This window comes from Haladaptatus sp. CMSO5, assembly GCF_036689885.1.
Classification (GTDB): Archaea; Halobacteriota; Halobacteria; order Halobacteriales; family Halococcaceae; genus QDMS2.
In genome coordinates, this window is sequence record NZ_JBAHVW010000001.1 from 2,306,025 (window position 1) to 2,327,749 (window position 21,725).

Below are 21,725 nucleotides of genomic sequence, written 5' to 3' on the forward strand. Positions count from 1 at the left end.
CGTTCCTGCTCGGGCCTGCGGCCCTGCGCTGGCTGCGACTTGCAGGGCTCAAATCGGCTCATTAAGCAATTGCTGCTCACCAATTTGTTCGCAGCAAAATGCGTGGGACCCGATTTGAACCGGAGCAAGACGTGCTCGCTCACTTCATTCGCTGTGCGCGACTTGCAGGATTCAAATCGTCTCGTTCGATTGTCGTCGCTCGCCAGATTGCTCGCGACAGAAAATGCGTGGGACCCGATTTGAACGGGCGGACCTCTACAGGACAGCGTCCTAAGCGCTGCGCCGTTTCCTGGCTTGGCTACCCACGCGCGTCTCGTGATTCCGCGCATTCAACAAAATACTTGTCGCTCTCGGGTGGCGAGGGCTTATCACCGATGGCGGCCAAGCCTGCGTCGTGTATCGAGCCCGCGACCAAGTCGAAAACAAGGAGTGGCTCGCCCAACTCGAACAGGCCGCAGACCGCCTCTCGCTCGGGACGGAGGCGCGTTCGCGCGCCCAAGACCTCTTTCTCTCGACCGTCCCCGAAAAGGACCGCTCGAAACCGGCGGTGATTGCGGCGAGTCTGTATGCGGGTGCGCTCATCGCGGGCGACGAACGCTCACAGGGTGACGTTGCAGATGCTGTCGGGGTCGCACGGCTCACGATTCAACAGCGTTGGAAAGGGTTGTTAGAAGAAGCGGGCTTGCGGCCGCCGGGCTGGTAGCTTACTGTTCGCGCTCTGCGGGTCGGCCGTCGCGTTCTGGCGTCAGGTTGCCGTGTTGGTCGATTTCACCGCGGACGATGCGCGTGCTCGAAATCACGTTCTCGTCTTTTGCATAGACGCGGTCTACGACCTCGATTTTCAGGGGGTCGATTCCGCGCTCTTCGCGGATCTCGTTGACGAGTTCGCCCCCACGTTGGGTCTCCGTCGAGACGATGAGGATGTCGAACTGGGGTTCGGTTGCGATGCCGGTTGGCTCTTCGAGCGTGCGAATCTCCCACTCGCGACCGTACTCTTTGGCGAAGCGTCGGAGTTCGGCTTCAAGGTCGGCTTTTCGCTCCTCGTACGGCCGTACGTACCGGTCTTCCTTGCGCGTCTGTGGCGCAAGCTCGTCGCTCGTGAGACCAACAGTCACGTCACCCAGTTCGAAGGCTCGTTTGAGCAGCTTCCGGTGCCCGTCATGAACCGGATCGAACGTCCCGCCCAGCGCGACTTTCATAGTCCACTCATCGACCGCCGCTGGCTTAGTGGCTTCGACTCAGTGTATGTCACTCGTCGTTCGCTTCCTCGACGGTGATGGTGACGGGTTCTGTCGCCGTGTTCAGGTCGCGCTTCCCGAGATAGCAATCGAGGTTGAACACCGTGTTGAGCTCGTCTTGTACCTGCTCTGCGAGCGTTGTGACGAGTTCGCTCGGAGGCATGGCGGTGTACTCGTAGGGGTTGTTCCCAGCCCCGGAGTTCTTGCGTTTTCTGCGCTCTAAAATGCCCTCGCTGTGGAGTTCTGCGAGCGCTTCTCGAACCGTACTCGGATAGAGCCCAGTTCCGGCGGCAATCTCGTCGCTCGTCCCCCACGGACGCTGGCGAAGATAGACGTAAATGCGCGCCCGGGTTTCCGTATCGAGCACCCACGATAGGAGTTCGACGATGCGTTCGTCGAACTGGTCTACCGCACGGTCTGCTTCATCTTCCAGCCGTGCCCGATGCTGTTCGAGTTTCTCTCGTGGCCGCCCCCGACCACCGGCCGACGCAGAATCCTGGTCGGCCTCACCCTCCTTTGAACTATCTGGTGAGTTATCAGCAGCCATACGTCCTCTCAAGCGGGACAAAGCGATTGCCGGGTAAAAACCCTTGGCTACAGTCTGAGAGCGTCACAGAGGGCGTCCATCCCTTCTTCTGCAAGCACTCTGCGCTGGAATTCTGCGCCGCTTTCGCTCTCGTACAGCTCTTTGATTCCCGCGATGTCGAGGCGGTCGCACTCTTCGTCGACAATCTCGCCGAGCGTGCTCGTTCCCTGTCGGTCTTTGTCGATAAACGACGCGTCGTGGCCGTAGCGAAGCGCCCGCCACTTGTTCTCATCGAGGAGTTCCCGGCGGTGTTTAAATCCGGTTTCGCCGTCATCGTAGCGTTCGCCCAACTCCTCGACCAGCGCCGCCGTGTACTCGACAAACGCGAGCACGCGGTCGGGGTCTCGCTGTCCGTCGGGCGTCCGCACTTCGAGCGTGCCGTAGGCCGTGTGTGGGCGCACGTCGTACCAGAGTTCGCCGCGGTCGTTTATCGACCCCTGATTCACCATCATGTGCTCGAAGCGGAGGAAATCCTCGTAGTCCTCGAAATCGGTCGGCATCCCCGTGTTTGGCAGGTTCTCGAAAATCTTCGCGCGGGCAGACGACAGCCCCGTATCGAACCCGTTCCAGAACGGCGAGTTCGCAGAGAGTGCGAGCATCACCGGGAGATGCCAGCGAATCTCGTTCGCAATCCAGACGGCTTTATCCGCGTCATCGACGCCGACGTGGACGTGCAGCCCCGCCGTCGTGTTACGGTGTTGTGGGTACTGGATGCGGTCGAGTTGCGCTTTGTAGCGCGACTTTTCTGCGTGTTCGAGTTCGCGCCACTTCGCCGCCGGGTGGAGGCCCGCCGCCGCAATGCCGAAACCATGCGTCTCGGCGTGGCTGACGAGTGCCTCGCGGATGGCAAGCAGATTCTCACGCGCGTCAGCGAGGCGTTCGATTATCGGCGTCTGTGTCTCGATGGTGCACTTAAACAGTTCGTGGTCGATGCGGTTTTGGAGAAGCTCGGGTGGCGTAGACTCGTAGACGAGTTCGTCAGTGCCCGAGGTCGGACGGCCTGCGTCATCGATGACGAAAAACTCCTCTTCGATTCCGAGCGTCCCGGTCTGCGTGAAATTCTCGGCAGAGCCCGTATCCATCGTATCCGGGTACGGCCGCGGCAACTTAAACAGTTCTGGCTTTGCCCACCGTGATTACCGGCCAGCTTCAAAAGGTCGCAACCTGTTCAGTCGGCGGTTTCGTCACGCTCGCGGCGGTCGTCTTGATACCGACGGAGCCACCGACGAGCCGGTCGACTGCGTGGGCGGCGAGCGTCGCGGTCTACGGCGATGACGAGGTCGAATGGGTTGGCTGCGGGTTCGTCGTCGGGCGTCAGATACCCCAGTGCGAACACGGTGTACACGTCACCGGGGTCAAGGGTTACGGGGAACGTGCCGACGACCGGGCCGTCGTTCCCGGGTGTATCGGCGCGAATCTGGACGTCATACCCGCCAGCGGGGGCTTCGATGTACTCGGTCACACCGCCGAACGCAGGCCCATCGAAGAGAGTCAAGGCTCCATCCGCGACCGTCACGTCGACGGCAGGTGCGTCAGGCGACGCGTGCACCACACGAACCCGAGCGTTCTTCCCGCGAACACGGCGCAGCGTATCGGTGAGGATGAGCGGTCGGAACGTCCCTTCGGTGAGTTCACCGATTGCGGCGATGGTGTAGGCGTTGCGTTCGACCGTCACATCACCACTGAAGGCGACGGTCGATTCGTCGCCTGCTGCGGTAATCGTCACGGTGTACGTCCCGACCGGGAGCGGGAGGTAGTCACTAACGGCTTTGAACGGCACGTCGGCGAGGACGCGTTGCTCGTTTACGTACACGTCTACGTTTGGTGCGTCGGGCGACGCGTGGACGACACGGACGAGTGCCCACTGCTTGCGGTCTGCGGCGGCGGTTCCGGCGAAGGCGGCGCTGCCGATCGAAGCGGTCGTCCCAACGAGGGCGAGCGATTTCAGGACTGCGCGGCGAGAGGTTTGCATAATTCGACTCCTCGTCACAAGGAACGTCGGGTAAACAAATATCGGCGACCCCCAACTGGTTCGGAACGGTGGCCCAGTCGTCTGGTTATCTGGTCACTTCGGCGTCGCAACCACGCCGAGGTGGTCGTCGTGGAACGGCGTGAGTCGCGCGGTTTCGACGATGTCGTAGCCGTCTGCCAACTCAGCGAGCACGTCATCGAACACGTCGCCGGGGTCGCGCGTCACGTCTTCACTGCGCGCCTTGATGGCGATGAGCGCCCGTCCGTCGTCTGCGAGAAACTGCTTGTTTCGGAGGGCAACCGTTGCCTGTCCGCGAGTCGCAACGTCTTGGATGAGCACGTCGAGATTCGACTCGACGACGTGGGCGTAAGTTTCCGGTTTGCGGGCGTCTTTGAGCAGCGGAAACAGGTTGCTGCGGTCGCGGGCGACGCCCACGAGGTCGCGGACCGGGCGCGGGGCGAACTCAATGGCGTAGGTCGGCCCTGAGAAATCTGCAACGTGGCTCACCGTCGTCCCGCTCGCCGCGCCGAGATACAGCACTTTTTCGCCGCCAGCAAGGCCAACGTCCATCTCCGTTTCGAGCATCGCGCCGAGTTTCGAGCGATTCGCGTCCCACAGCCGCCAGCCTTCGCTCACTGGTTCGCCGTACACCGCCTGCCCCTGCGTCGCAAGCCGCTCTTGCCCGTCAAACGTGCGCCGAGAGACGCCGTCTGGCAACATCAGTTCTCACCTCGCGCCTGAATGGTCGCAATGCGCTCATCGAGTTCTGTTTTCAACTCGGGACGCAGGTCGCCCGCGTAGTGGTCGATACGCGCCGCAATCGAGAGCTTCCCGGCAAGGGCGCGAGACGCAGACCCTCTATCCTCTCGGCGCGTGTGACGAATCGCCGGGTGCATGAAGATGATGCCGTGTTTCGGCGAGGAGGCTTGGCCCTTTAGGTGGGCGAACAGCGCGTCCTCTGCGCCGAGCACCTGCACCGTCCCGCTCGGCTTCTTTGCGAGCGTGTCGAGACCGCCGGCGAGCGCGATGAGTCGCGCCGCGAGCACCGGCTCGGCCAGATTCGAGAGGTTCGGCGCGATGAGCGGCGTCGTCTCCTCGACGAACTGCTTGAGTGCGTCGGCTTCGTCGTCGAGTTCGGCACACCGCGTCGCAAGCGAGATGAGTTGCTCGTCCGCGGCGTCTTCTGGCTCACGGGTGGCGAGGTCGCGGGCGTACTCCACACCCGTCCCAGCGTCTGCAAAGCGGCTGCCAGCCCACTCTGCGACGCGTTCGGCCAGTTCGTTCGCCATCCGACGCGAGTCGTCCATAGCGCGTACCGCGTGAATCAACTGCTTGTCGGTCGCCCGCTCTTTCTCCACGACTTCCTTGCGGGCTGCCTCGACGGTCGCTGCGTGGAGGCGCTCGTAGTACACGTCTTCGTCAGCAACAAATCCGGCGGCAACGGCCTCGGAAGGCCAGTCGGCAGGCGCGTCGGCTGCCCCCTCGATAATCCGCGCGACGGCCGCGGCGGTGTCGTCGGAATCGACGCCGACGAACCATCCGTTTTCAGTCATACCTGTCGGTAGCGAGTGGGATGTGGTTAAAAGGCGCGCTCTGCGGGCCGACTACCCGAACTTCTCGAACGGCTGGTCACAGCCGTTGCAGTAGTGCATCGACCGGCAGAGTCCCGGCCCCTTCGGGTGGTCGCGCACCGTGTTCTCTGAGCCACAGTACGGGCAGACTGCGGGCGATTCGTCGGGGCTCGTCGTGACGCTCGGGTCGTTGAACCGCATGATTAGATGGACAGCCCGAACTCGCGCAGGGCCTCCTTCCCCGGTTCGGTGACCATCTCGACCGTCCACGGCGGACTCCAGACGAGGTCTAACTCCATGCTGTCGATGCCTTCGACGGCGGCGACGGCCTCTTCGATGTCCGTCGTGAGCATCTCGCGGGCCGGACAGCCGGTGTAGGTGAGCGTCATCTTCACGTCTGCGTGGCCGTCTTCGACGCTGACGCCGTAGATGAGCCCCAAATCAACGATGCTGACCGGCATCTCCGGGTCTTCGATGGCGTAGAGGGTGTCCCAGACGCGGCGTTCGACACCCGTTGTGCCCTCGCCGGTCGCAGGCAGGCCCTCGCGTTCGGGGCCGTGGACGTAGTCGGTGTGCGAACACGGTGTGGCGGTGTTTTCGGTTGGGTTACTTGACATCGTCAGGGTCCTTAAGCAGCTTCGTCGGGGTACTCAGCCCGAGCGTGCGGTAGGTGTGGGTGAACTCCTCGTAAAGGGGCTCCCAGTCTGCGGTGTGGTCGCCGTGGCGGCCGGTTTCCGCAGGCAGTTCCGGTAGCTCATCCTCGGCTTCCGGTACGGAGAGACCGAGCGACGAGAGGAACGGCAGGGTGATTTCGAGCCAGCGGGCGCGCAGGTCGGCGAGCGGTTCGATACGGATGCCAAGTTCCACGATGTCGGCTTCGTGTTCGCTTGGCTCGAACAGCGTGAGCGCGTACGGGAACAGGCGGTCGAACGCCTGCTGGACTTTCTCCCGGCCCGGCTCGTCGTCACAGAGGCGTTCGAGCCAGTTCTGGCCGTGTTCTAAGTGGTAGCGCTCTTCCATCTGCACCTTCTCGACGCGGTCGCGCAGGCGCGGGTACGCAGAGCCGTGAATCGATTCGAGGTGGAGTTTCTCGTAGGTGTCGAACAGATACCCACGCAGAATGCTGTCCGCCCAGTCGCCCTCGATAATCGGGAGTTCGACCAGCGTCGAGTGGCGGAAGTCGCTCGGAGGTCGCTCCCAGATGAGTTCCGGCTCTTCTGCGCCGAAATCTTCGAGCAGGTCGTACCAGAGACGGGCGTGGCCGTACTCGTCCTGTGCGATGTTCGCAATGGCGAGGTCGGATTCGAGCGTCGGCGCGCGAACCTGCCACTCGGTGTAGCGTTCTGCAAGGACGAACTCGTCGTCGGCCATCCGGAAGATGACCTCGGAGACGGCCTGTTGTTGGTCTGCGTCTAACTCCGCCGGACCGGGGAGTTCGGAGAGCGCCATTAGTTTTCCCTCCGTTGGCGTTCGGCCTCGATTTGCTCTTTCTCCGAGTCTTCGATTTCCTTTGCGAAACTCGCGTCCGTGTTGAACGTCATCGCCCAGCGGTACAGCTTGTCCGTCGTACCGCCGAACGAGGCTTCCTCTGCGTCAACTTCGCCGATTTCGTCTTTCGGGACGACCCACAGGCTGTGGGTCGGGCGACGGCGGGCGTGTTGCACCTGTGCGAACATGAGCGCCATCTCGCGGTCTGGCGCGTGGACGTTGCCACAGTGGGTGTGGTAGCCGCCCTGTTTTTCCTGTCTGAAAACTTCCCAAATCATGTCAGTCAGCCGCCTGTGGGGTTGGGCCGGTGTTTTCGAGCGATTCGGTCACCCACTCGACGGCGTCTTGGGCCGCCTTGCGGGTGTTGATTTGCCCGAGGCCGGGTTCGTACTCGTTTTTCGCAATCTGGAAGAACTCGTCCCAGTCTAAATCCTCCTCGATGACTTCGTAGCTCCCCGTCTCCTCGTCGAAGTTGATGCGTGGGTACTCGGGGATTTCGAGGCCGTAGCGCTCTGCTTTCGGGATGTAGACGGTGAGGAACTCGTTTCTGAGTTCGTCGTTCGACTTGCGCTTTAAGCCCACCTTCGATGCGAAGTCGTGGTGGACGCTCTTGTCGTTGGTCGGGCCGAAGAACTGGATGATGCGCGGCCACCACTCCTCGAACGCGTCTTGCACTAACTCTTGGTGCTTTTTCGGCCCGGTGCCGAGTTCGCGGAGGATGTGCTCGCCGTGTTTGATGTGGAAGCCTTCTTCGAAGCAAATCTTGTCCATTGCGTGGGCGTACGGCTCCCAACTCGTGTCCTTGAGCGTCGCCTGTCGGCGCATCGCGGCTCCGTCAACGAAGAAGCCAATCATCGGCACTTCCCACCAGTTTTTCATCGGGTAGTGAAAGCAGTTCAGGAACTTGCCTTTCCCATTGGCAAGTTCATCGAGCATCTGCTCGCGCGTCTTCACGCCGAGGGACTCTGCGGCGCGATAGAGCAGTTGACCGTGGCCGATTTCGTCCTGCACCTTCGCGCTGAAGGCGAGTTTGCGGTCGAGGCTCGGTGCTTGGCGGATAAACGGGCGTTCTAAATACGCGCCCATTATCTCAGAGTTCGCGTGGAACTGAATCATCCTCGTCGCCGCCTCGCGGTATTCTTGGGGCAGGTCGTCTTTCGGGCTGAACGCCCGCGGACCTGCTCGCTCGAACACAGTATCGAGATCCATGATGGAAAATAATAACAGACGATACCGGATACTCGTTACCCCGTTCATGACAGGGCTTTAAATATTGTGGCGGTCAATATCTCCGCATGATTGCCGAGTGCCTCGTCGTGGAGTTTCGCGTAACAGGGGACAATTGTCCGCTCGCAGACGCGTCGCGAGAGGCCGGGACGACTCTCGTCGCCCGCCCACCCCAGCTCAGAGCCGACGGGAACGTCCTCCTCCGCTTCAGCGCCCCGACCGACGACGTCGCCCCGATTCTCGACGCAGACGAACGGGTGCGTTATCTCCACATGTCCCACACGGAGGGTCGCTACAACTTTCGCTGCCTCGCAAAACAGCGCTGCGTCGTCCACGACCTGACGAACGCGGGCCTGCTCGTCGAATCGCTCCAGTACCACCGCGGAACCGAGCGCCACACCGGCGCGGTTGTCGGCCGCGACGTGCTCCAAGGGGTTCTCGACACGGTGGCTGCACGAAACGCGGAGGCCGGGGCCGACGCCGTCGGCGTCACACTCGAACGCATCTACCCACTCGGCACAGACGACGAGACGACCGTCGCCCAGCAGTGGGACATCACGCCAGCCCAAGAAGAAGCGCTCCGGACGGCCGTCGAAATGGGCTACTTCGAAGTGCCGCGAAAAGTCGACGCCGCGGCGGTCGCGGCGGCGCTCGACATCAGTAAATCGTCGTTCTTAGAACGCCTTCATCGTGGCGAGCGCGGCCTGTTCTCGCAGGTGTTCTAGCCCGTTTTATACACGCCGCGGACGCTTGCGACTTCGTTTCCGCCTTCGTCCGTGACCATCACGTCCACCACGCCGACAGAGGAGCCACAGCGCACCACGTCGGCTTCGGCGTAGAGGTCGCCCGTCCCGGCTTTCAGGTAGTCGATACGCATGTCGATTGTTGGGACTGGCTGGTCTACGAGCGAGACGAGTGCCGCACCACCGACGGTGTCCGCGAGCGTGAACGCCACGCCGCCGTGGGCCATCAGCTTCTCCGCGTTCCACGAGAGTTCTTTGCGCATCTCGATGTGGCCTTCGGCGTGGCCGTCTTCGGCTTCGGTGACTTCAACACCGAGGAAATCAGCAAACGGCATCCCTTCGAAGAAGGCTTCTACGTCCATAGTCCGGCAGACGCCCGCGGGGTGGTTAAAACTGTGCCCCGCGGCTGAGAAAGCGGTTGATTGGCCGGTCGAAGGCGGCGGCGTGGTGGATGACCGCCTCGTGGCCAATTTCTGGTAATATCTGTAGCTCGCCGTGGAGTGCCGTGGCTGTCTCGCGAAAGTCTCGCTCTGTGAAGAAGGGGTCCCTCGTCCCGCCAATCGTCAGCGTCGGCACGTCGATTTCGGGAAGTATGTCTGTCGCGTCGTGGGCGAGACACGCCTCCGCCGCACCGATGAAGTCTCTGGGTGTTTCCGGCCCACGCGTCACGAGGTCGAAGCCGCGTGCTCCCAGTGAGAAGCCGCGTCTGAGCAGCCCCGTCGCCACGGCATTGACGGCCTCGCGGTAGATGAGATTCCACTGGCTGGCCCGCCCCCAGTCGCGCCACCGGGCGATGGTCTCGTGGCCTGCGTCGCTGAGTTTCGCCGCAGACAGGCCGAGTATCGCACCGGTCACGAGGTCGGGGCGGGCGGCGGCGAGATGCTGGACGATGAACCCACCCATCGAGAGCCCCATGACCGCCGCTGGCCCGGTTTCTTCGAGCACGGCTGCGTAGCCCGCGGCCATCTCGGCGGTCGATTGGGTTTCGACACCCACCGGCCGCGAGACCATTGAAACCGTGTGGGTGTCGGCATAGCGCTTGCAGTAGGCGGCGACGATGCGGGCGAACCAGAACGTCTCGGTCACGCGCATGAGTGGGTCGTTCAGCCCCGGGATGATGAGGAGCCTATCTGACCCCGCTCCGACCGTGACCGCCGGATGTCCGGCGAGCGTTTCTTTTCTCACAAGTCGAGGAACGCTTCAGCGTTCTCCCAGAGGAGTTTTCGCTGCACGTCCTCGGGGTAATCCGTGTACTCCCTGAAGTTGTCGAGCCACTTTTTCGGGCCAATCATCGGGTAGTCGGTGCCGAACATCGTCTTGTCCTTGAGCAGGGTTCCGGCGTAGTGGAGCCACTCGTCGTCGATGTACTTCGGCAGCCAGCCCGAGAAATCCATGTAGACGTTCCCCTTCTGCTGGCAGATGGCGAGCTGCTCGCGCTCCCACGGGAACGCCGGGTGCGCGATGAGAATCTGCAGGTCGGGATGCGTCGCGGCCACGTCGTCTATGAGCATCGGGTTGCCGTACTTGATTCTGAGACCGCGACCGCCGGGGCTGCCCGCGCCGAGCGTGGAGTTGCCGCCGTGGAAGATGACGGGCACACCGAGGTCTTCGATGGTGTCCCAGAGCGGTTCGTGTTCAGGGTCACTCGGTGAGAACCCTTGAGCGATTTGCTGGAACTTGAAGCCTGAGAGGCCGAGGTCGTTCACGGCGCGCTCTGCTTCCTCGACGCAGTCGTCTTTGAGTGGGTCAACACTGCCAAAGCCGATGATGAAGTCAGCAAATTCGTCGCGGACGCCTGCGACGTAATCGTTCGTGACGGGCGGGTTGCCCGTGTTCGTCTCCGCGTCCCACCCGACGAGGACGACTTTCTTCACGCCGGCGGCGTAGTACTCTTCGCGCATCCCTTCGTAGGTGTCAAACTCCATTTCCGCGCCGAACTTTTTGGCGGCATCGCGCATCATCTCGCCGCCAGCGTCCTCTAAAAACTCCTTCGCCGGCTGGTGGGCGTGCATGTCGATGGCGCGCGGTTCGCCGTCTGCGAGAACATCTCCGGGCATACCTCGTGAATTATTCCCACACGGTGAAAAAGGGATACCGTCAGTCGGCGAGTTCGTCCGGAACGACACCGACCTGTCGCATCATGCCGAGCATGTCCCATTGTGGGAAGCCCTCGACGATTTTGCCGTTCTTTACGCGGTGTTCGACAATACCGTCGATGCTTACGGACTTGCCCGTTGCGTCCATGTCACCGAACGGTCCCGTCTGCGTGCCGGTCATGGTGAGTCGCGTGACGACGTGGTCGTCGTCTGCGAGTTGGTCGTGGATGGTCATGTTCACGTCCGGGAACGCCGTCGTGAACTCGGTGAGCAGCTTTCTGAACTCCCTGCGGCCGTGGAGTTCGCGCCCGCTCTCTGCGTCGTGATGCGTGTACGTTTCCGCAAACAGATCGTCGATCAGGTCGAAGTTCTTCTCGCTCAGCACCTCTTCAAAAAATCGGCGTGCAAGCTGTTTGTTCTCTGTTGTTGGTGATTGGATTGCCATGTGTGCCACCCACTAGAAAGAGGCTGTCTGTGAGCAAGTCCCTTGCTTGAATGTCAGAAAAAATAGCGTGATTCGGGCTTATTCGCCGGGTTTCGGTGCGGCACCGAGTTGTTGCATCAGGCCAAGCAGGTCTGAGTGAACCCACGACTCTGCAATCTTGCCGTCCTCGAACCGGTACAGCGTCATCCCGTCGATTTGGGCCTTCTTGTTCGTCGGAGCGACGCCGAGGAACGCACCCTCGTGGGTCCCTTTGTACGTGTAGTTCACGGCGAGTTTGTCGCCTTCAGCGACGACGCGGTTGAGGTCGGCGGTGAAGTTCGGGAACCCCGCGAACACGTCCTCCCAGTTTTTCCGTAGTCCGTCGATACCGGTTTCGTCGGGGCGAGCGTCCGCATAGTGCGTGACACAGTCGTCGGTATAGTAGTTCGAAATGTCATCGAGCTTCTTGTCGTTCATCACGTCGACGGCCATGTTCAGAACGAGGTCTTTCATCTGTTTTACATCTTGGACGGCCATTTTCAATCCCTCAGTACTGTATCAGCTGGCGAGAAGAAATCTGTATGTAGAACGGCTGAAAACGAGGAATTTCCGGGAATTGGGACAACTATTCTTGGCGTGGGATGAGTTCGAGCTGTTGCATCAGGCCAAGGAAGTCGGCGTTCGTCCACGTTTCTGCGACTTTGTCACCCTCCATCCGGTTGATGACGATGCCCGAAATTTTGGCCGAACGGTTGGTCGCGTCCATCCCCATGAACTCGCCGTCGTGGGTTCCTTCGTAGGTGTATCGCGTGACGACTTTGTCACCCTCGACAATTTGGTCTTCGATGATTGCTTTGAGGTCGGAGAATGACTCGTGAAACATCTGTAAATATGCTTTGAACGCCTCGCGACCCTTGACGTCTTCCGGTGACGATGTCTCGTGGATGATTATGTCGTCGGTCACCAGTTCGTCCAGTAGGTCGTAGTTGCGCCCGTTGAACACTTCGTCGTTAAATCGAACGACGCGCGACTTCGCATCTCGTGGTGATAGTTTTGCCATGGGTTTGCACCATATATCACTACGGTGATGAAGGAGAAAGCAGTATCCGAATGGGCTTTTTCCAAAGAGTGACAGAAAGATAGGACAGTTCAGTCGCGGCGCTTGAACATGAATTTCATGTCGCCCTGGAAGACGACCGTCCCGTCCTGATTGGTGGTCGTCGCGTCGATGACCACGAGGCCCGCGTCGTCGCGGCTCTCGAACTCGCGTTTTTCGGTGACTTCGAACTCAGCAGAGAGCGTGTCGCCGATGAAAACGGGATTCGGGACGTCCATGTAATTCATGCCGAGGAAGGCGATGACGGTGCGCTCTACGAAGCCACATCGCTGAACGAGGCCGGTGGTCACGATGAACGTCATCGGACCGTGGCCGATGCGCTTGCCAAAGGGACCGTCTTTCGAGTACTCTTTGTTCGTGTGGAGTTCCGTCCAGTCGCCCGCGAACGCAGAGTGATTGACGAAATCCGCTTCGGTGATGGTTCGCCCGACGCTCTCGAAGGTTTTCCCCACTTCCATGTCCTCGAAGAAGTGTGGTTCGTAACTGTATGGCACATGCTGCCTTCACCGAAAGATGAGAAAAAATTACCGGGAATTACGTGCGGTGGTCGAACACGCGCTGTACCTTCCCCACCGTCGTCCGCTCGATTGTGCCCGGTTCGACGACGTGCAGCGCTGAGAGTTTCACGCCCAGCTTCGAATTCAATTTCTTTCGAATCCGCTCTGTGAGACCCGCGACGTCCACCACATCTGCGTGGTGTTCGACCGTCAGTTCCATCGTATCGAGCGCACCCTCGCGGCGCAAGTCGATGCGGTAGTGGGGTGCGACTTCTGCAAACTCAAGCATCGCTTCCTCGATTTGGCTGGGATAGACGTTCACCCCGCGGACGATGAGCAAGTCATCGGCGCGCCCAGTCACGTTGTCCATCCGGACGTGGGTGCGCCCACAGTCGCACGTGTCGTAGTTGAGCGAGGTGATGTCGCCGGTTCGATAGCGCAAGATAGGCATCGCGTCTTTCGCAAGTGTCGTGAGCACGAGTTCGCCTTCCTCGCCTTCTGGCAGCACCTCACCGGTTTCGGGGTCGATAATTTCGGGATAGAAGAAATCTTCCCAGACGTGAAGGCCGTTTTGCACTTCTGCACACTCGATGGAGACGCCCGGGCCGACGATTTCTGAGAGCCCGTACACGTCGATTGCGGTCACGTCGAGCGCCTCCTCAATCTCCTCGCGCATCGGGTCGGTGAAGGGTTCTGCGCCGATGATGACCGTCGAAAGCGGGAGGTCGTGGGGGTCTACGCCGCGCGCTTCGATGGCTTCTGCGAGGTAGAGACAGTAGGACGGAGTACACGAGAGGACGGTGCTCCCCAAATCTTCGAGGAAGTCGATTTGCCGGTCGGTGTTCCCGCCGCCGATGGGGATGACCGTCGCGCCGAGTTCCTCTGCCCCGTCGTGGAAGCCGAGGCCGCCAGTAAACAGGCCGTAGCCGTAGGCGTTCTGGACGGTATCCGTGGCGGAAACGCCCGCGGCGACGAGCGACCGGGCCATCGCCTCGCGCCAGACCTTGAGGTCGTCGCGCGTGTAGGCGACGATTTTCGGCTTGCCCGTGGTTCCAGACGAGGCGTGCAGCCGGACGATTTCCTCGCGTGGGACGGCGAACAGTTTGTCCGGGTAGTTGTCGCGCAGGTCTTCTTTCGTGGTGAACGGCAGTTTCTCGATGTCGTCGATGGAGTCGATGTCTTCCGGGGAGACGCCCACCTCCTCGAACGCCTGTGCGTAGTACGGGACGGTGGCCGCCTGTGTGACCATCCGCTGTAGCCGTTCCGTTTGCACCGTCCGAAGCTCCTCGCGGGTCGCCGTCTCCACATCGCCGTGCATACGTTCGAGGTTTGCCAGCACCCCACAAATCTATTCTGTCGGACAATCCTACACGTTTCTGCACGGCGAAGCCAACAGAGTATACCTTGCGTGCCACGAACGGGGGAGTATGCGCGACGCGTATCTCGTGGGCGCGGCCCAGTCCGATTTCGGATCGTTCCCCGACGAATCCTATCGCTCGTTGTTCGAGCAGGCGTACACTGCGACGCTTTCGAGCGTCCCTCACGGCATCGACCCCGACGACATCGACGAAGCCGTCATCGGCACACTCGGTGTTGGTGGCCGCCAGATTGGGCTTCCCGGCCCCGCCGTCACCGAACACGTCGGGCTGTCGGGGATTCCCTGCACCCGCGTCGAAAACGCCTGTGCGGCCTCCGGCTACGCCGTCCGACAGGCCGTCCAAGCCGTCAAAAGCGGGATGGCAGACGTCGTCCTCGCCGGTGGCGTCGAGGTCATGACCGACCTCTCGAGCGACGCCACTCGCTGGTGGCTCGGCGTTTCTGGGGAAACCGAGTGGGAGCGTCTCTCCGGAACCACCTTTGCGGGCGTCTACGCACAGATGGCGAGTTCACACATGAAAAAGTACGGTACGACCACAGAGCACCTCTCGCATGTCGCCGTAAAAAACCACCGTAACGGGGCGAAAAACCCGCACGCACAGCTCAGATTCGAGTGCTCGCTCGAAGACGCGATGAACGCACCGACCGTCGCAGACCCGCTCACGCTGTATCACTGCTGTCCGACGACCGACGGCGCGGCCTGCGCGCTCATCGTGAGCGAAGACCTGGTGGAGGAATACACGGACGACCCCATCCGCGTCGCGGGCGTGGGTGCAGGTTCGGACAAAGTCGGGCTGTTCCAGCGCGACACCTATTCGGGCGTCCCGGCCTCACAGCGCGCTGCTGAACAGGCCTACGAGATGGCCGGCGTTGGCCCCGATGACATCGACTTCGCGGAGGTGCACGACTGCTTTTCGATTGCCGAACTCATGGCCTACGAAGACCTCGGTTTTTGCGAGCCGGGCGAGGCTGGCCCCTACGTCACCTCGGGGGGGACCGACTACGGCGGCGACGTGGTCGTAAACGCTTCGGGCGGACTCAAGAGCAAGGGCCATCCAATCGGCGCGACCGGCGCGGGACAGGTCGCAGAGGCGTTCACCCAACTCTCGGGCCACGCGGGCGACCGACAGGTCGCTGACGCCCGCTACGGGCTGACGCACAACGTCGGCGGAAGCGGCGGCGCGGCCGTCGTTCACATCTTCGAAACGAAGGAGCAGCCATGAGCGGCCCGCGCATCACCGCCGTCGGTGCGTACGCGCCGCGCTTCAGGATTGCTGGCAGCGAATTTGCACAGGAGTGGAGTCGCGGCCCCGCGGGAATCACCGAAAAGTCGGTGCCCGACGCAGACGAGGACGCGCTGACGATGGCCGTCGAAGCCGGCAAACGCGCCCTCGCCGCCGCAGGCTGCGCGGGTGCGGACGTTGCGCATCTCGGGTTCGCTTCTTCGACGCCTCCTGCCGAGGAAGAAGACCTGACCGCGCGACTCGGGTCGATGCTCGGCGTCGAAGAGTCCACCCCACGCCAGCAGTTCGGCGGGAGTACGAGGGCGGGAGTACAGGCGCTCCTTTCCGGTGTAGAGATAGGACCGTGGAACGACAGCGTCGGCCTCGTCATCGCAAGCGACTGCCCACGCGGCCACCCATCAGACGCCCACGAACACGCCGCCGGCGCGGGTGCTGTGGCGTTCGTCCTCGGAGAGAAAGGTGCGGAGGTCGTGAGCCAAGCCGAGTTCACGACACCGTATCCCGGAACTCGATTCCGCGAACGCGGGAGCGAGTACGTCGATGGCCTCGGCGTGACCGGCTACGACCGCGAGGCGTACACGGAGACAGTTCGCGGTGCAGTCGAGCAGGTGTACGTCGGTGATATCGATGCCGCGTGTCTGCAGGCTCCAGACGGAAAGTTGCCGTATCGGGCGGCGAAGGCGCTCGATATCGACACCGAACTCGTTCAGGCGGGAACCACCGTCCACGACCTCGGTGACACGGGCGCGGCGAGCGTCCCGCTCGGTCTCGCAAAAGCACTTGACGCTGGTTGCGAGCGCGTCCTCGGCGTGGGATATGGAGCCGGCGGCGGTGCGTCCGCGTTCGTCGTGGACGGCGAGGGCGTAAAGACGAACCTCGCGCTCTCGGGCGACGCGGAACTCACGTACGCCGAGCATCTCCGCCGCCGGGGCGACCTGACGGGTGATTCGCCCGCGGGTGGGGGCGCGTACGTCTCCATGCCCGCGTGGCACCAGTCGCTCCCACAGCGCCACCGACTCGTTGCAGGCGAATGTGCCGAATGTGGTGCGCTTGCCTTCCCGCCGGAAGGAGCCTGTGACAAGTGCGGGAACTTAGGGACGTTCGAGGATGTGCAGTTGTCGGGCACGGGCACCGTCGAAGCCGTGACGCGAATCGGGCAGGGCGGCGCGCCACCGGAGTTCGCCGTCCAGCAGGCCCAGAGCGGCGATTTCGGCATCACAATCGTCGCCTTCGAGTACGGCGGCAAGACGGTGAGCGCCCCAGCGCAGGTGGCGTTTGGGAATCCGTCGGTGGGCGATGAAGTGACGGCAATAATTCGCCGCATCTACACCCAAGAGGGCGTCACCCGCTACGGATTTAAGGTCAGATCGACAGACGATAACCATTAACTCGGTTCGCGTTCGCGTGTCGATATGCACGTCACCGTACTCGGTGCTGGAACCATGGGCCACGGCATCGCGCAAGTGAGCGCGATGGCCGGCCACGATGTATTTCTTCGAGATATTGACGAGAGCGTTTTGAGCGAGGCGCGCAACGCTGTAGAGCGCAACCTGCAAGGAGGAGTTGACCGCGAGAAACTCACCGAAGCCGAAATGGACGCCGCCCTCGCTCGGCTCACGACGACGACCGACCTCCGAGAAGCCGCAGGCGAGGCTGACCTCATCGTAGAAGCCGTCCCCGAGCGCCTTGACCTCAAACAGCAGGTGTTTTCGGATGTCGAAGCCGTCGCCCCCGACGATGCCATCCTCGCCACCAACACCTCCTCGCTTTCGGTGACGGAGATTGCGAGCGAACTCAGTTCGCCCCACCGGGCCATCGGCCTCCACTTTTTCAATCCGGTCCACATCATGGCCCTCGTCGAAGTCGTCCTCGCAGAGCAAACCGACGACGCCACCGAAGCGGCCGCGGTCGAGTTCGTTGAGGGTATCGAAAAGACGCCAATCGTCGTCACGGACTCGCCCGGCTTTGCCTCCTCACGGCTCGGCGTCACCATCGGCGTCGAAGCCATGCGGATGTACGAAGAGGGCGTCGCGAGCGCCGCCGATATTGACGAGGCGATGACGCTTGGCTACAACCACCCGATGGGGCCGCTCGAACTCACCGACTTGGTGGGCTTAGACGTACGCCTCGACATTCTCGAATACCTGCGCGAAGAACTAGGCGAGCGATTCCGCCCGCCACAGGTGCTGAAACGCAAGGTTCGCGCCGGACACCTCGGGCGGAAATCCGGGCAGGGCTTCTACGAGTGGGACGAGGGCGAAAACGTCGGGGAGGTCGAGCGATGAGCGACCTTGAATCAGTCGCCGCAGACTGCTCGCTCGTCCACCTCGACGTGGGAAGCGACCGCGAGTACGTCGCCACCGTCACCATCGACCGCCCGGACGCGCGAAACGCGCTCAATTCGCAGGTTCGCGTGGAGTTGAAACGCATCTTTTCTGCGCTCGAAGACGCAGACGAGGTACGCGTCATCGTCCTCACGGGGGCAGACGAGGCGAAGGCGTTCGTCGCGGGCGCAGACGTGGGCGAACTGCGCGAGCGGACGACGCTCGAACAGCGCAAAGTCAGCCGACGCCCGCGCATCTACGAAGTGGTCGATGACCTCCCAATGCCGGTCATCGCGCGCATCAACGGCCACGCCCTCGGCGGCGGGTGTGAACTCGCACAGGCCTGTGACGTGCGCATCGCCTACGAGAAGGCGAAGTTGGGACAGCCCGAAATCAACCTCGGCATCATCCCCGGCGGCGGCGGCACCCAGCGCCTGACGCGACTCGTGGGTGAGGGTCACGCCATGCGCCTGATTCTCTCCGGCGAACTGATTTCGGCCGAGGAAGCAGCAGACATCGGCCTCGTAGACGAGGTGTACGGCGACGACGGCTTCGACGAGCGCGTCTACGACCTCGCGGCGAAGATGGCCGACAAAAGTCCCGTTGCACTCGAATTCGCCAAGGACGCGGTCAAAGCGGCCTCGCGCATGGAGTTAGAACAGGGCATTGCCTACGAATCTGAGCTGTTCACCCAATTGTTTGCGACCGAGGACAAACAGGAAGGCATGGACGCCTTCTTCGAGAAGCGCGACGCCGAGTGGACGGGCAAATAATCAGGCTTTCCAGTCGTCTTGGGCCTGCTCGTCCGACTGGAGTTCACCTTTTGCGTGACGTTCGCGCGGCCAGAACGTGATGCCAGTGATTGTCGCATAAAACAGGCTGACAGCTCCTGCGACGACGGTTCCGGGGAGGCGACCGATGCTCGCCCGCTGGAGCAAGCCCATGTCGGTCGCGTCGAAGACGGCGAGGTGGATGACCCACGCGAGCAAGAGGACGATGAACAGCGGAAAGTAGATGCGGCGACTTCTGCGGGCGACCGCCTCTGCGAGCGGCGTTTTGACGGTCGGCGTCCGCAGGTCGCGGCTCAAGAGTTTGCGCCAGCCACGCTGTTCTGCACCCTCCGGGTCGAGGGCGTTTGCGAACACGTTCTCCTCTAACAGCCGAACCCGCGAGCGCCACACGTCATAGATGCGATAGCGTCTCGCCTCGAAAACGAGAAACAGCGCCACCATCGCCATCCCGACGAGGATGACGTAGTGTGGGCGGGTTTCGGCCGAAAAGGCCCACGTGAGCAACGTCGCGGTGAGCACGACCGCCCAGTTCGTGGTGCGGTCGAGGCGGGTGCGCCACGCGTTTGCCCGCCCAACCTCGCCCCGGTAGACGTGCCCTATCAGCGAGAGGAAGTCGCTGCGGTCGGTCGCCGCCTCGCCAGCGACCTCCCGTCCTTCGCGCGCCTCGGGGTCGAAGTCGTCGTCCGAACTGGTCATTCAGAGACGATGTTCGTATTTCTTGATAAAACCACTAGCCCACGAGCGTCACACCGATGAGCGACCCGACGCCGTAGGTGAGTGCCGCTGCGGCAAGCCCAATCAACACCTGTCGGCCCCCCGAGTAGAGCAGACTGCGGCCGGTGAGGAGCGTGATGGCCGCGCCAATGCCGAACAGCGCAATGGCGCTGAGTGCGAGACTCGTAATGACGGCTGTCATGCCAGTCAGAACTGCAAACGGCGCGACGGGGACGATTGCGCCGAGCGCGAAGAGGACGAACGACGTACCCGCTGCTTCCCACGCCGACCCGCCGAGTTCCTCCGGGTTGATGCCGAGTTCTTCGCGCGTAAGGGTGTCAAGGGCCGTCTGTTCGTCTGCGAGGAGGCGTGCAGCCAGCTCTCGGGACTGCGGTTCTGTCAGCCCTTTCGCTTGGTAGATGAGTGCGAGTTCTTCTGCTTCCTCTGCTGGCGTCTCGCTGAGTTCTTCGGCTTCGATGGCTATCTGCCGTTGATAGAGTTCTCTCGAACTCTGGACCGAGAGCCATTCGCCCATCGCCATCGACCCGGCTCCAGCGAGCAGCCCGGCGAGACCGGTAATGAGGATGGCAGACCCAGAGAGCGCAGCCCCCGCGACGCCCATCACGAGACTCAGATTCGAGACGAGCCCGTCGTTCGCGCCGAGGACCGCCGCGCGGAGCGCGTTCCCGCTCGCAGAGCGATGACGGCCTTCGAGGCGAGCGAGGACGCTTCCCTCAACGCCCGCCGTCGAGTCGATTGTGCGGAGCAACGCGGCGTGCGACCGCTCGTCGGCTGGCAGCGACGTACCGGTCACCTCCGGTTGGCTGAGATAGCCCACGTGACCGGCGCGTTCTGTCGCGGTGAGCGTGGGGAGAATCGCCTGTGCACCGAATCGCCGGGCCAGCCACGAGAGTGTGCGAGCACGCCACGACGGCCGCGCGTCGGGAAGCGTTCCACCAGCTTCGCGAAGCCGGTCGGCCCAAAACTCGGCGTGTTTCGTTTCCGTCGCTGCGAGTTTCAGATAAACTTCAGCGAGTTGGGGTTGCGATTCGGTTTCAGCGAGCGTCCGATAGAGCGACGCACTGTCGATTTCGTCCTGCCAGTTCGCCTGATACCTGGCGGTGTCTCCCATCTCCACCATACAGACTCGTACGGGTGCTGTCAACTTAGCCAGCACCCTCACGGGCAGAGTTTTACGCGCGGCGCGGGACGAACGTCTATGGACAGCCGCGCAAATGGGTCGCGTGACGACCGCTCTACGCTCGCAGACCTGGCCCAGCAGTTCGACCGCCTCGAATCGACGGTCGATGATGAGGCCCGCGAGCAGGTGCGAGAAGCGCGGGCGATTGCGATGGAGGCGAGTCAAACCACCGCGTCTGTGTTCGGGAACACCATCAAGGGGTTCGACCGCGCAGACGCCGCAGAGGCCTTTGTCGGGGCGATTATTTTCGGGATTCCGATGTTCGTAGAGAGCGGCACGCTCGAAGCGGGCGCGTTCATCGCGACGCATCCGAGCTACCTGCTTGCGACGATTGGGATTGCCATCAGTATCGTGATTGGCCTGCTCTACGTCGCAGACATCCAAGACGTGCGGATTACGAACCCGATTTTGGGCGTGTTCCCGCGGCGGCTCGTCGGCGTCGTCGCCATCTCGTTCGGGGCGTCCGTGTTGATGATGAGCGCGTGGGGGCGCGTCTCGTGGGACGACTCGTGGCTCGCGCTCTGTCAGGTGAGCGTGGCGTTCGTCCCGATGGCCATCGGTGCGGCGCTTGGTGACATTCTCCCGGGGAGTTGAGTCCAACTCCGTTTGATAACGGTTAAAAGCCGCGAGACGGAAGAGGGGGTATGAGCGGGAGTCAACAAGTTTCTGCACGGAAGTGCGTTTCGTGTGGAATCAACATTTCCGGCACCAACGCCGCCGCATTCGACTGTCCAGACTGCGGCCAGCAGATTTACCGCTGTGCGAAGTGCCGAAAGCAGAGCAACCTCTATGAGTGTCCTGACTGCGGATTCACCGGTCCATAATCATGGGAAAAGTAGCCGCCAAGATGAAAGTCATGCCGAACAGCCCTGAAATCGACCTGGACGACCTCCAGGACCGCCTTGAGCAGTCCCTGCCTGAAGGCGCAAAAATCAACGGCTTCGAGCGCGACAACGTCGCATTCGGCCTCATCGCCCTCCTGCCAACCGTCATCGTCCCGGACGGTGCTGGTGGCACGGAAGCAGTCGAGGAAGCCTTCATCGAAGTCGACGGCGTCGAATCTGTCTCCGTCGAAAACGTCGGCCGCATTTAAGCCGACACCCGTTTTTACCGCA

The 21,725-nt window shown here is 62.1% G+C and carries 30 protein-coding genes and 1 tRNA gene; 9 read left to right on the plus strand and 22 right to left on the minus strand.

Annotated features, from left to right (window positions below; translation table 11 throughout):
• Positions 1 to 224: 224 nt before the first annotated feature.
• A tRNA-Leu gene (locus V5N12_RS12160) sits at positions 225 to 308 on the minus strand.
• An 86-nt stretch (positions 309 to 394) separates the two neighbouring features.
• Here V5N12_RS12160 and V5N12_RS12165 point away from each other — a divergent pair.
• The gene (locus tag V5N12_RS12165) at positions 395 to 703 is read left to right on the plus strand and encodes a transcription initiation factor IIB family protein (RefSeq protein WP_332899434.1); all 309 of its coding nucleotides are present in this window, start codon (positions 395 to 397) and stop codon (positions 701 to 703) included.
• A 1-nt stretch (position 704) separates the two neighbouring features.
• On the opposite strand, the gene V5N12_RS12170 is transcribed toward V5N12_RS12165, so the two are convergent.
• The 11 genes from V5N12_RS12170 to paaA form a co-directional block, all read right to left on the minus strand.
• On the minus strand, positions 705 to 1,199 hold the full coding sequence (locus tag V5N12_RS12170; protein WP_332899435.1) for a phosphopantetheine adenylyltransferase: 495 nt from the start codon (positions 1,197 to 1,199) through the stop codon (positions 705 to 707).
• A 49-nt stretch (positions 1,200 to 1,248) separates the two neighbouring features.
• Entirely contained in the window at positions 1,249 to 1,785 is a 537-nt protein-coding gene (locus tag V5N12_RS12175; protein ID WP_332899436.1) for a winged helix-turn-helix domain-containing protein, read from the minus strand.
• A gap of 47 nt (positions 1,786 to 1,832) precedes the next feature.
• Entirely contained in the window at positions 1,833 to 2,906 is a 1,074-nt protein-coding gene (locus V5N12_RS12180) for a glutamate--cysteine ligase (RefSeq protein WP_332899437.1), read from the minus strand.
• A gap of 86 nt (positions 2,907 to 2,992) precedes the next feature.
• Entirely contained in the window at positions 2,993 to 3,796 is an 804-nt protein-coding gene (locus V5N12_RS12185; protein WP_332899438.1) for a DUF4397 domain-containing protein, read from the minus strand.
• A 93-nt stretch (positions 3,797 to 3,889) separates the two neighbouring features.
• The gene (locus V5N12_RS12190; protein WP_442904942.1) at positions 3,890 to 4,516 is read right to left on the minus strand and encodes a fibrillarin-like rRNA/tRNA 2'-O-methyltransferase; all 627 of its coding nucleotides are present in this window, start codon (positions 4,514 to 4,516) and stop codon (positions 3,890 to 3,892) included.
• Positions 4,516 to 5,349 (minus strand): NOP5/NOP56 family protein, encoded by an 834-nt coding sequence (locus V5N12_RS12195; protein ID WP_332899439.1) that lies wholly within the window; start codon positions 5,347 to 5,349, stop codon positions 4,516 to 4,518. The genes V5N12_RS12190 and V5N12_RS12195 overlap by 1 nt, the downstream gene beginning before the upstream one ends.
• A 51-nt stretch (positions 5,350 to 5,400) precedes the next feature.
• Complete coding sequence (gene paaE / locus V5N12_RS12200) at positions 5,401 to 5,568, minus strand: 1,2-phenylacetyl-CoA epoxidase subunit PaaE (RefSeq protein ID WP_332899440.1); 168 nt, start codon at positions 5,566 to 5,568, stop codon at positions 5,401 to 5,403.
• A gap of 2 nt (positions 5,569 to 5,570) precedes the next feature.
• Positions 5,571 to 5,984 (minus strand): 1,2-phenylacetyl-CoA epoxidase subunit PaaD, encoded by a 414-nt coding sequence (gene paaD / locus V5N12_RS12205; protein ID WP_332899441.1) that lies wholly within the window; start codon positions 5,982 to 5,984, stop codon positions 5,571 to 5,573.
• The gene (paaC, locus tag V5N12_RS12210; protein WP_332899442.1) at positions 5,974 to 6,816 is read right to left on the minus strand and encodes a 1,2-phenylacetyl-CoA epoxidase subunit PaaC; all 843 of its coding nucleotides are present in this window, start codon (positions 6,814 to 6,816) and stop codon (positions 5,974 to 5,976) included. Before paaC ends, paaD begins: the two co-directional genes overlap by 11 nt.
• Positions 6,816 to 7,133, minus strand: a complete 318-nt coding sequence (paaB, locus tag V5N12_RS12215) for a 1,2-phenylacetyl-CoA epoxidase subunit PaaB (RefSeq protein WP_332899443.1) — start codon at positions 7,131 to 7,133, stop codon at positions 6,816 to 6,818. Before paaB ends, paaC begins: the two co-directional genes overlap by 1 nt.
• 1 nt (position 7,134) lies before the next feature.
• Positions 7,135 to 8,064 (minus strand): 1,2-phenylacetyl-CoA epoxidase subunit PaaA, encoded by a 930-nt coding sequence (gene paaA, locus V5N12_RS12220; protein WP_332899444.1) that lies wholly within the window; start codon positions 8,062 to 8,064, stop codon positions 7,135 to 7,137.
• Positions 8,065 to 8,150: 86 nt separating this feature from the next.
• Between paaA and V5N12_RS12225 the strand changes: the two genes are divergently transcribed.
• Entirely contained in the window at positions 8,151 to 8,807 is a 657-nt protein-coding gene (locus V5N12_RS12225; protein ID WP_332899445.1) for a helix-turn-helix domain-containing protein, read from the plus strand.
• On the opposite strand, the gene V5N12_RS12230 is transcribed toward V5N12_RS12225, so the two are convergent.
• From V5N12_RS12230 to paaK, 8 genes are all read right to left on the minus strand, one after another.
• On the minus strand, positions 8,804 to 9,187 hold the full coding sequence (locus tag V5N12_RS12230) for a PaaI family thioesterase (RefSeq protein WP_332899446.1): 384 nt from the start codon (positions 9,185 to 9,187) through the stop codon (positions 8,804 to 8,806). The genes V5N12_RS12225 and V5N12_RS12230 overlap by 4 nt on opposite strands.
• A 25-nt stretch (positions 9,188 to 9,212) precedes the next feature.
• Positions 9,213 to 10,010 (minus strand): alpha/beta fold hydrolase, encoded by a 798-nt coding sequence (locus V5N12_RS12235; RefSeq protein WP_332899447.1) that lies wholly within the window; start codon positions 10,008 to 10,010, stop codon positions 9,213 to 9,215.
• The gene (locus V5N12_RS12240; protein WP_332899448.1) at positions 10,007 to 10,882 is read right to left on the minus strand and encodes an amidohydrolase family protein; all 876 of its coding nucleotides are present in this window, start codon (positions 10,880 to 10,882) and stop codon (positions 10,007 to 10,009) included. Before V5N12_RS12240 ends, V5N12_RS12235 begins: the two co-directional genes overlap by 4 nt.
• Before the next feature lie 40 nt (positions 10,883 to 10,922).
• Entirely contained in the window at positions 10,923 to 11,366 is a 444-nt protein-coding gene (locus tag V5N12_RS12245; RefSeq protein ID WP_332899449.1) for an ester cyclase, read from the minus strand.
• Between the two features lie 78 nt (positions 11,367 to 11,444).
• On the minus strand, positions 11,445 to 11,882 hold the full coding sequence (locus V5N12_RS12250) for an ester cyclase (RefSeq protein ID WP_332899450.1): 438 nt from the start codon (positions 11,880 to 11,882) through the stop codon (positions 11,445 to 11,447).
• Between the two features lie 88 nt (positions 11,883 to 11,970).
• Positions 11,971 to 12,405: an ester cyclase gene (locus V5N12_RS12255; RefSeq protein WP_332899451.1), complete on the minus strand. Its 435-nt coding sequence runs from the start codon at positions 12,403 to 12,405 to the stop codon at positions 11,971 to 11,973.
• Between the two features lie 89 nt (positions 12,406 to 12,494).
• The gene (locus V5N12_RS12260) at positions 12,495 to 12,956 is read right to left on the minus strand and encodes a MaoC/PaaZ C-terminal domain-containing protein (RefSeq protein ID WP_332899452.1); all 462 of its coding nucleotides are present in this window, start codon (positions 12,954 to 12,956) and stop codon (positions 12,495 to 12,497) included.
• Positions 12,957 to 12,996: 40 nt separating this feature from the next.
• Positions 12,997 to 14,277 carry a phenylacetate--CoA ligase PaaK gene (gene paaK, locus V5N12_RS12265; RefSeq protein ID WP_332899453.1) on the minus strand — a complete coding sequence of 427 codons (1,281 nt, stop codon included), beginning with the start codon at positions 14,275 to 14,277 and terminating at the stop codon, positions 12,997 to 12,999.
• A 109-nt stretch (positions 14,278 to 14,386) separates the two neighbouring features.
• Here paaK and V5N12_RS12270 point away from each other — a divergent pair, with 109 nt between their 5' ends.
• The 4 genes from V5N12_RS12270 to V5N12_RS12285 are packed head-to-tail and all read left to right on the plus strand — an operon-like array spanning position 14,387 to position 18,677.
• Positions 14,387 to 15,559: a thiolase domain-containing protein gene (locus tag V5N12_RS12270; protein ID WP_332899454.1), complete on the plus strand. Its 1,173-nt coding sequence runs from the start codon at positions 14,387 to 14,389 to the stop codon at positions 15,557 to 15,559.
• Positions 15,556 to 16,968 (plus strand): zinc ribbon domain-containing protein, encoded by a 1,413-nt coding sequence (locus V5N12_RS12275; protein WP_332899455.1) that lies wholly within the window; start codon positions 15,556 to 15,558, stop codon positions 16,966 to 16,968. The genes V5N12_RS12270 and V5N12_RS12275 overlap by 4 nt, the downstream gene beginning before the upstream one ends.
• Before the next feature lie 24 nt (positions 16,969 to 16,992).
• On the plus strand, positions 16,993 to 17,865 hold the full coding sequence (locus V5N12_RS12280; protein ID WP_332899456.1) for a 3-hydroxyacyl-CoA dehydrogenase family protein: 873 nt from the start codon (positions 16,993 to 16,995) through the stop codon (positions 17,863 to 17,865).
• Positions 17,862 to 18,677 carry an enoyl-CoA hydratase/isomerase family protein gene (locus tag V5N12_RS12285; protein ID WP_332899457.1) on the plus strand — a complete coding sequence of 272 codons (816 nt, stop codon included), beginning with the start codon at positions 17,862 to 17,864 and terminating at the stop codon, positions 18,675 to 18,677. The genes V5N12_RS12280 and V5N12_RS12285 overlap by 4 nt, the downstream gene beginning before the upstream one ends.
• On the opposite strand, the gene V5N12_RS12290 is transcribed toward V5N12_RS12285, so the two are convergent.
• A complete protein-coding gene (locus V5N12_RS12290) occupies positions 18,678 to 19,391 on the minus strand; it encodes a DUF2270 domain-containing protein (RefSeq protein WP_332899458.1) in 714 nt (237 codons plus the stop codon).
• Positions 19,392 to 19,425: 34 nt separating this feature from the next.
• Positions 19,426 to 20,541 (minus strand): VIT1/CCC1 family protein, encoded by a 1,116-nt coding sequence (locus V5N12_RS12295; RefSeq protein ID WP_332899459.1) that lies wholly within the window; start codon positions 20,539 to 20,541, stop codon positions 19,426 to 19,428.
• A gap of 87 nt (positions 20,542 to 20,628) precedes the next feature.
• Here V5N12_RS12295 and V5N12_RS12300 point away from each other — a divergent pair, with 87 nt between their 5' ends.
• From V5N12_RS12300 to V5N12_RS12310, 3 genes are read left to right on the plus strand one after another with little or no spacing between them, the layout of a single operon-like run.
• Entirely contained in the window at positions 20,629 to 21,204 is a 576-nt protein-coding gene (locus V5N12_RS12300) for a DUF2391 family protein (RefSeq protein WP_332899460.1), read from the plus strand.
• Between the two features lie 50 nt (positions 21,205 to 21,254).
• Positions 21,255 to 21,434: an HVO_2753 family zinc finger protein gene (locus V5N12_RS12305; RefSeq protein WP_332899461.1), complete on the plus strand. Its 180-nt coding sequence runs from the start codon at positions 21,255 to 21,257 to the stop codon at positions 21,432 to 21,434.
• 2 nt (positions 21,435 to 21,436) lie between these two features.
• Positions 21,437 to 21,703 (plus strand): elongation factor 1-beta, encoded by a 267-nt coding sequence (locus V5N12_RS12310; RefSeq protein ID WP_332899462.1) that lies wholly within the window; start codon positions 21,437 to 21,439, stop codon positions 21,701 to 21,703.
• The last annotated feature ends 22 nt before the right edge of the window (positions 21,704 to 21,725 follow it).

Excerpts from the sequence above, each read along its gene's own strand:
- V5N12_RS12295 (WP_332899459.1), bottom strand. The coding sequence starts at position 20,541 with ATGGGAGACACCGCCAGGTATCAGGCGAACTGGCAGGACGAAATCGAC.
- V5N12_RS12225 (WP_332899445.1), top strand. The coding sequence starts at position 8,151 with ATGATTGCCGAGTGCCTCGTCGTGGAGTTTCGCGTAACAGGGGACAAT.
- V5N12_RS12285 (WP_332899457.1), top strand. The coding sequence starts at position 17,862 with ATGAGCGACCTTGAATCAGTCGCCGCAGACTGCTCGCTCGTCCACCTC.
- V5N12_RS12195 (WP_332899439.1), bottom strand. The coding sequence starts at position 5,349 with ATGACTGAAAACGGATGGTTCGTCGGCGTCGATTCCGACGACACCGCC.
- V5N12_RS12270 (WP_332899454.1), top strand. The coding sequence starts at position 14,387 with ATGCGCGACGCGTATCTCGTGGGCGCGGCCCAGTCCGATTTCGGATCG.
- V5N12_RS12170 (WP_332899435.1), bottom strand. The coding sequence starts at position 1,199 with ATGAAAGTCGCGCTGGGCGGGACGTTCGATCCGGTTCATGACGGGCAC.
- V5N12_RS12310 (WP_332899462.1), top strand. The coding sequence starts at position 21,437 with ATGGGAAAAGTAGCCGCCAAGATGAAAGTCATGCCGAACAGCCCTGAA.
- V5N12_RS12185 (WP_332899438.1), bottom strand. The coding sequence starts at position 3,796 with ATGCAAACCTCTCGCCGCGCAGTCCTGAAATCGCTCGCCCTCGTTGGG.
- V5N12_RS12175 (WP_332899436.1), bottom strand. The coding sequence starts at position 1,785 with ATGGCTGCTGATAACTCACCAGATAGTTCAAAGGAGGGTGAGGCCGAC.
- V5N12_RS12180 (WP_332899437.1), bottom strand. The coding sequence starts at position 2,906 with ATGGATACGGGCTCTGCCGAGAATTTCACGCAGACCGGGACGCTCGGA.
- paaK (WP_332899453.1), bottom strand. The coding sequence starts at position 14,277 with ATGCACGGCGATGTGGAGACGGCGACCCGCGAGGAGCTTCGGACGGTG.
- V5N12_RS12190 (WP_442904942.1), bottom strand. The coding sequence starts at position 4,516 with ATGTTGCCAGACGGCGTCTCTCGGCGCACGTTTGACGGGCAAGAGCGG.
- V5N12_RS12290 (WP_332899458.1), bottom strand. The coding sequence starts at position 19,391 with ATGACCAGTTCGGACGACGACTTCGACCCCGAGGCGCGCGAAGGACGG.
- paaC (WP_332899442.1), bottom strand. The coding sequence starts at position 6,816 with ATGGCGCTCTCCGAACTCCCCGGTCCGGCGGAGTTAGACGCAGACCAA.
- V5N12_RS12245 (WP_332899449.1), bottom strand. The coding sequence starts at position 11,366 with ATGGCAATCCAATCACCAACAACAGAGAACAAACAGCTTGCACGCCGA.
- V5N12_RS12255 (WP_332899451.1), bottom strand. The coding sequence starts at position 12,405 with ATGGCAAAACTATCACCACGAGATGCGAAGTCGCGCGTCGTTCGATTT.
- V5N12_RS12230 (WP_332899446.1), bottom strand. The coding sequence starts at position 9,187 with ATGGACGTAGAAGCCTTCTTCGAAGGGATGCCGTTTGCTGATTTCCTC.
- V5N12_RS12240 (WP_332899448.1), bottom strand. The coding sequence starts at position 10,882 with ATGCCCGGAGATGTTCTCGCAGACGGCGAACCGCGCGCCATCGACATG.
- paaA (WP_332899444.1), bottom strand. The coding sequence starts at position 8,064 with ATGGATCTCGATACTGTGTTCGAGCGAGCAGGTCCGCGGGCGTTCAGC.
- V5N12_RS12300 (WP_332899460.1), top strand. The coding sequence starts at position 20,629 with ATGGACAGCCGCGCAAATGGGTCGCGTGACGACCGCTCTACGCTCGCA.
- paaE (WP_332899440.1), bottom strand. The coding sequence starts at position 5,568 with ATGCGGTTCAACGACCCGAGCGTCACGACGAGCCCCGACGAATCGCCC.
- V5N12_RS12275 (WP_332899455.1), top strand. The coding sequence starts at position 15,556 with ATGAGCGGCCCGCGCATCACCGCCGTCGGTGCGTACGCGCCGCGCTTC.
- V5N12_RS12250 (WP_332899450.1), bottom strand. The coding sequence starts at position 11,882 with ATGGCCGTCCAAGATGTAAAACAGATGAAAGACCTCGTTCTGAACATG.
- V5N12_RS12280 (WP_332899456.1), top strand. The coding sequence starts at position 16,993 with ATGCACGTCACCGTACTCGGTGCTGGAACCATGGGCCACGGCATCGCG.
- V5N12_RS12305 (WP_332899461.1), top strand. The coding sequence starts at position 21,255 with ATGAGCGGGAGTCAACAAGTTTCTGCACGGAAGTGCGTTTCGTGTGGA.
- paaD (WP_332899441.1), bottom strand. The coding sequence starts at position 5,984 with ATGTCAAGTAACCCAACCGAAAACACCGCCACACCGTGTTCGCACACC.
- paaB (WP_332899443.1), bottom strand. The coding sequence starts at position 7,133 with ATGATTTGGGAAGTTTTCAGACAGGAAAAACAGGGCGGCTACCACACC.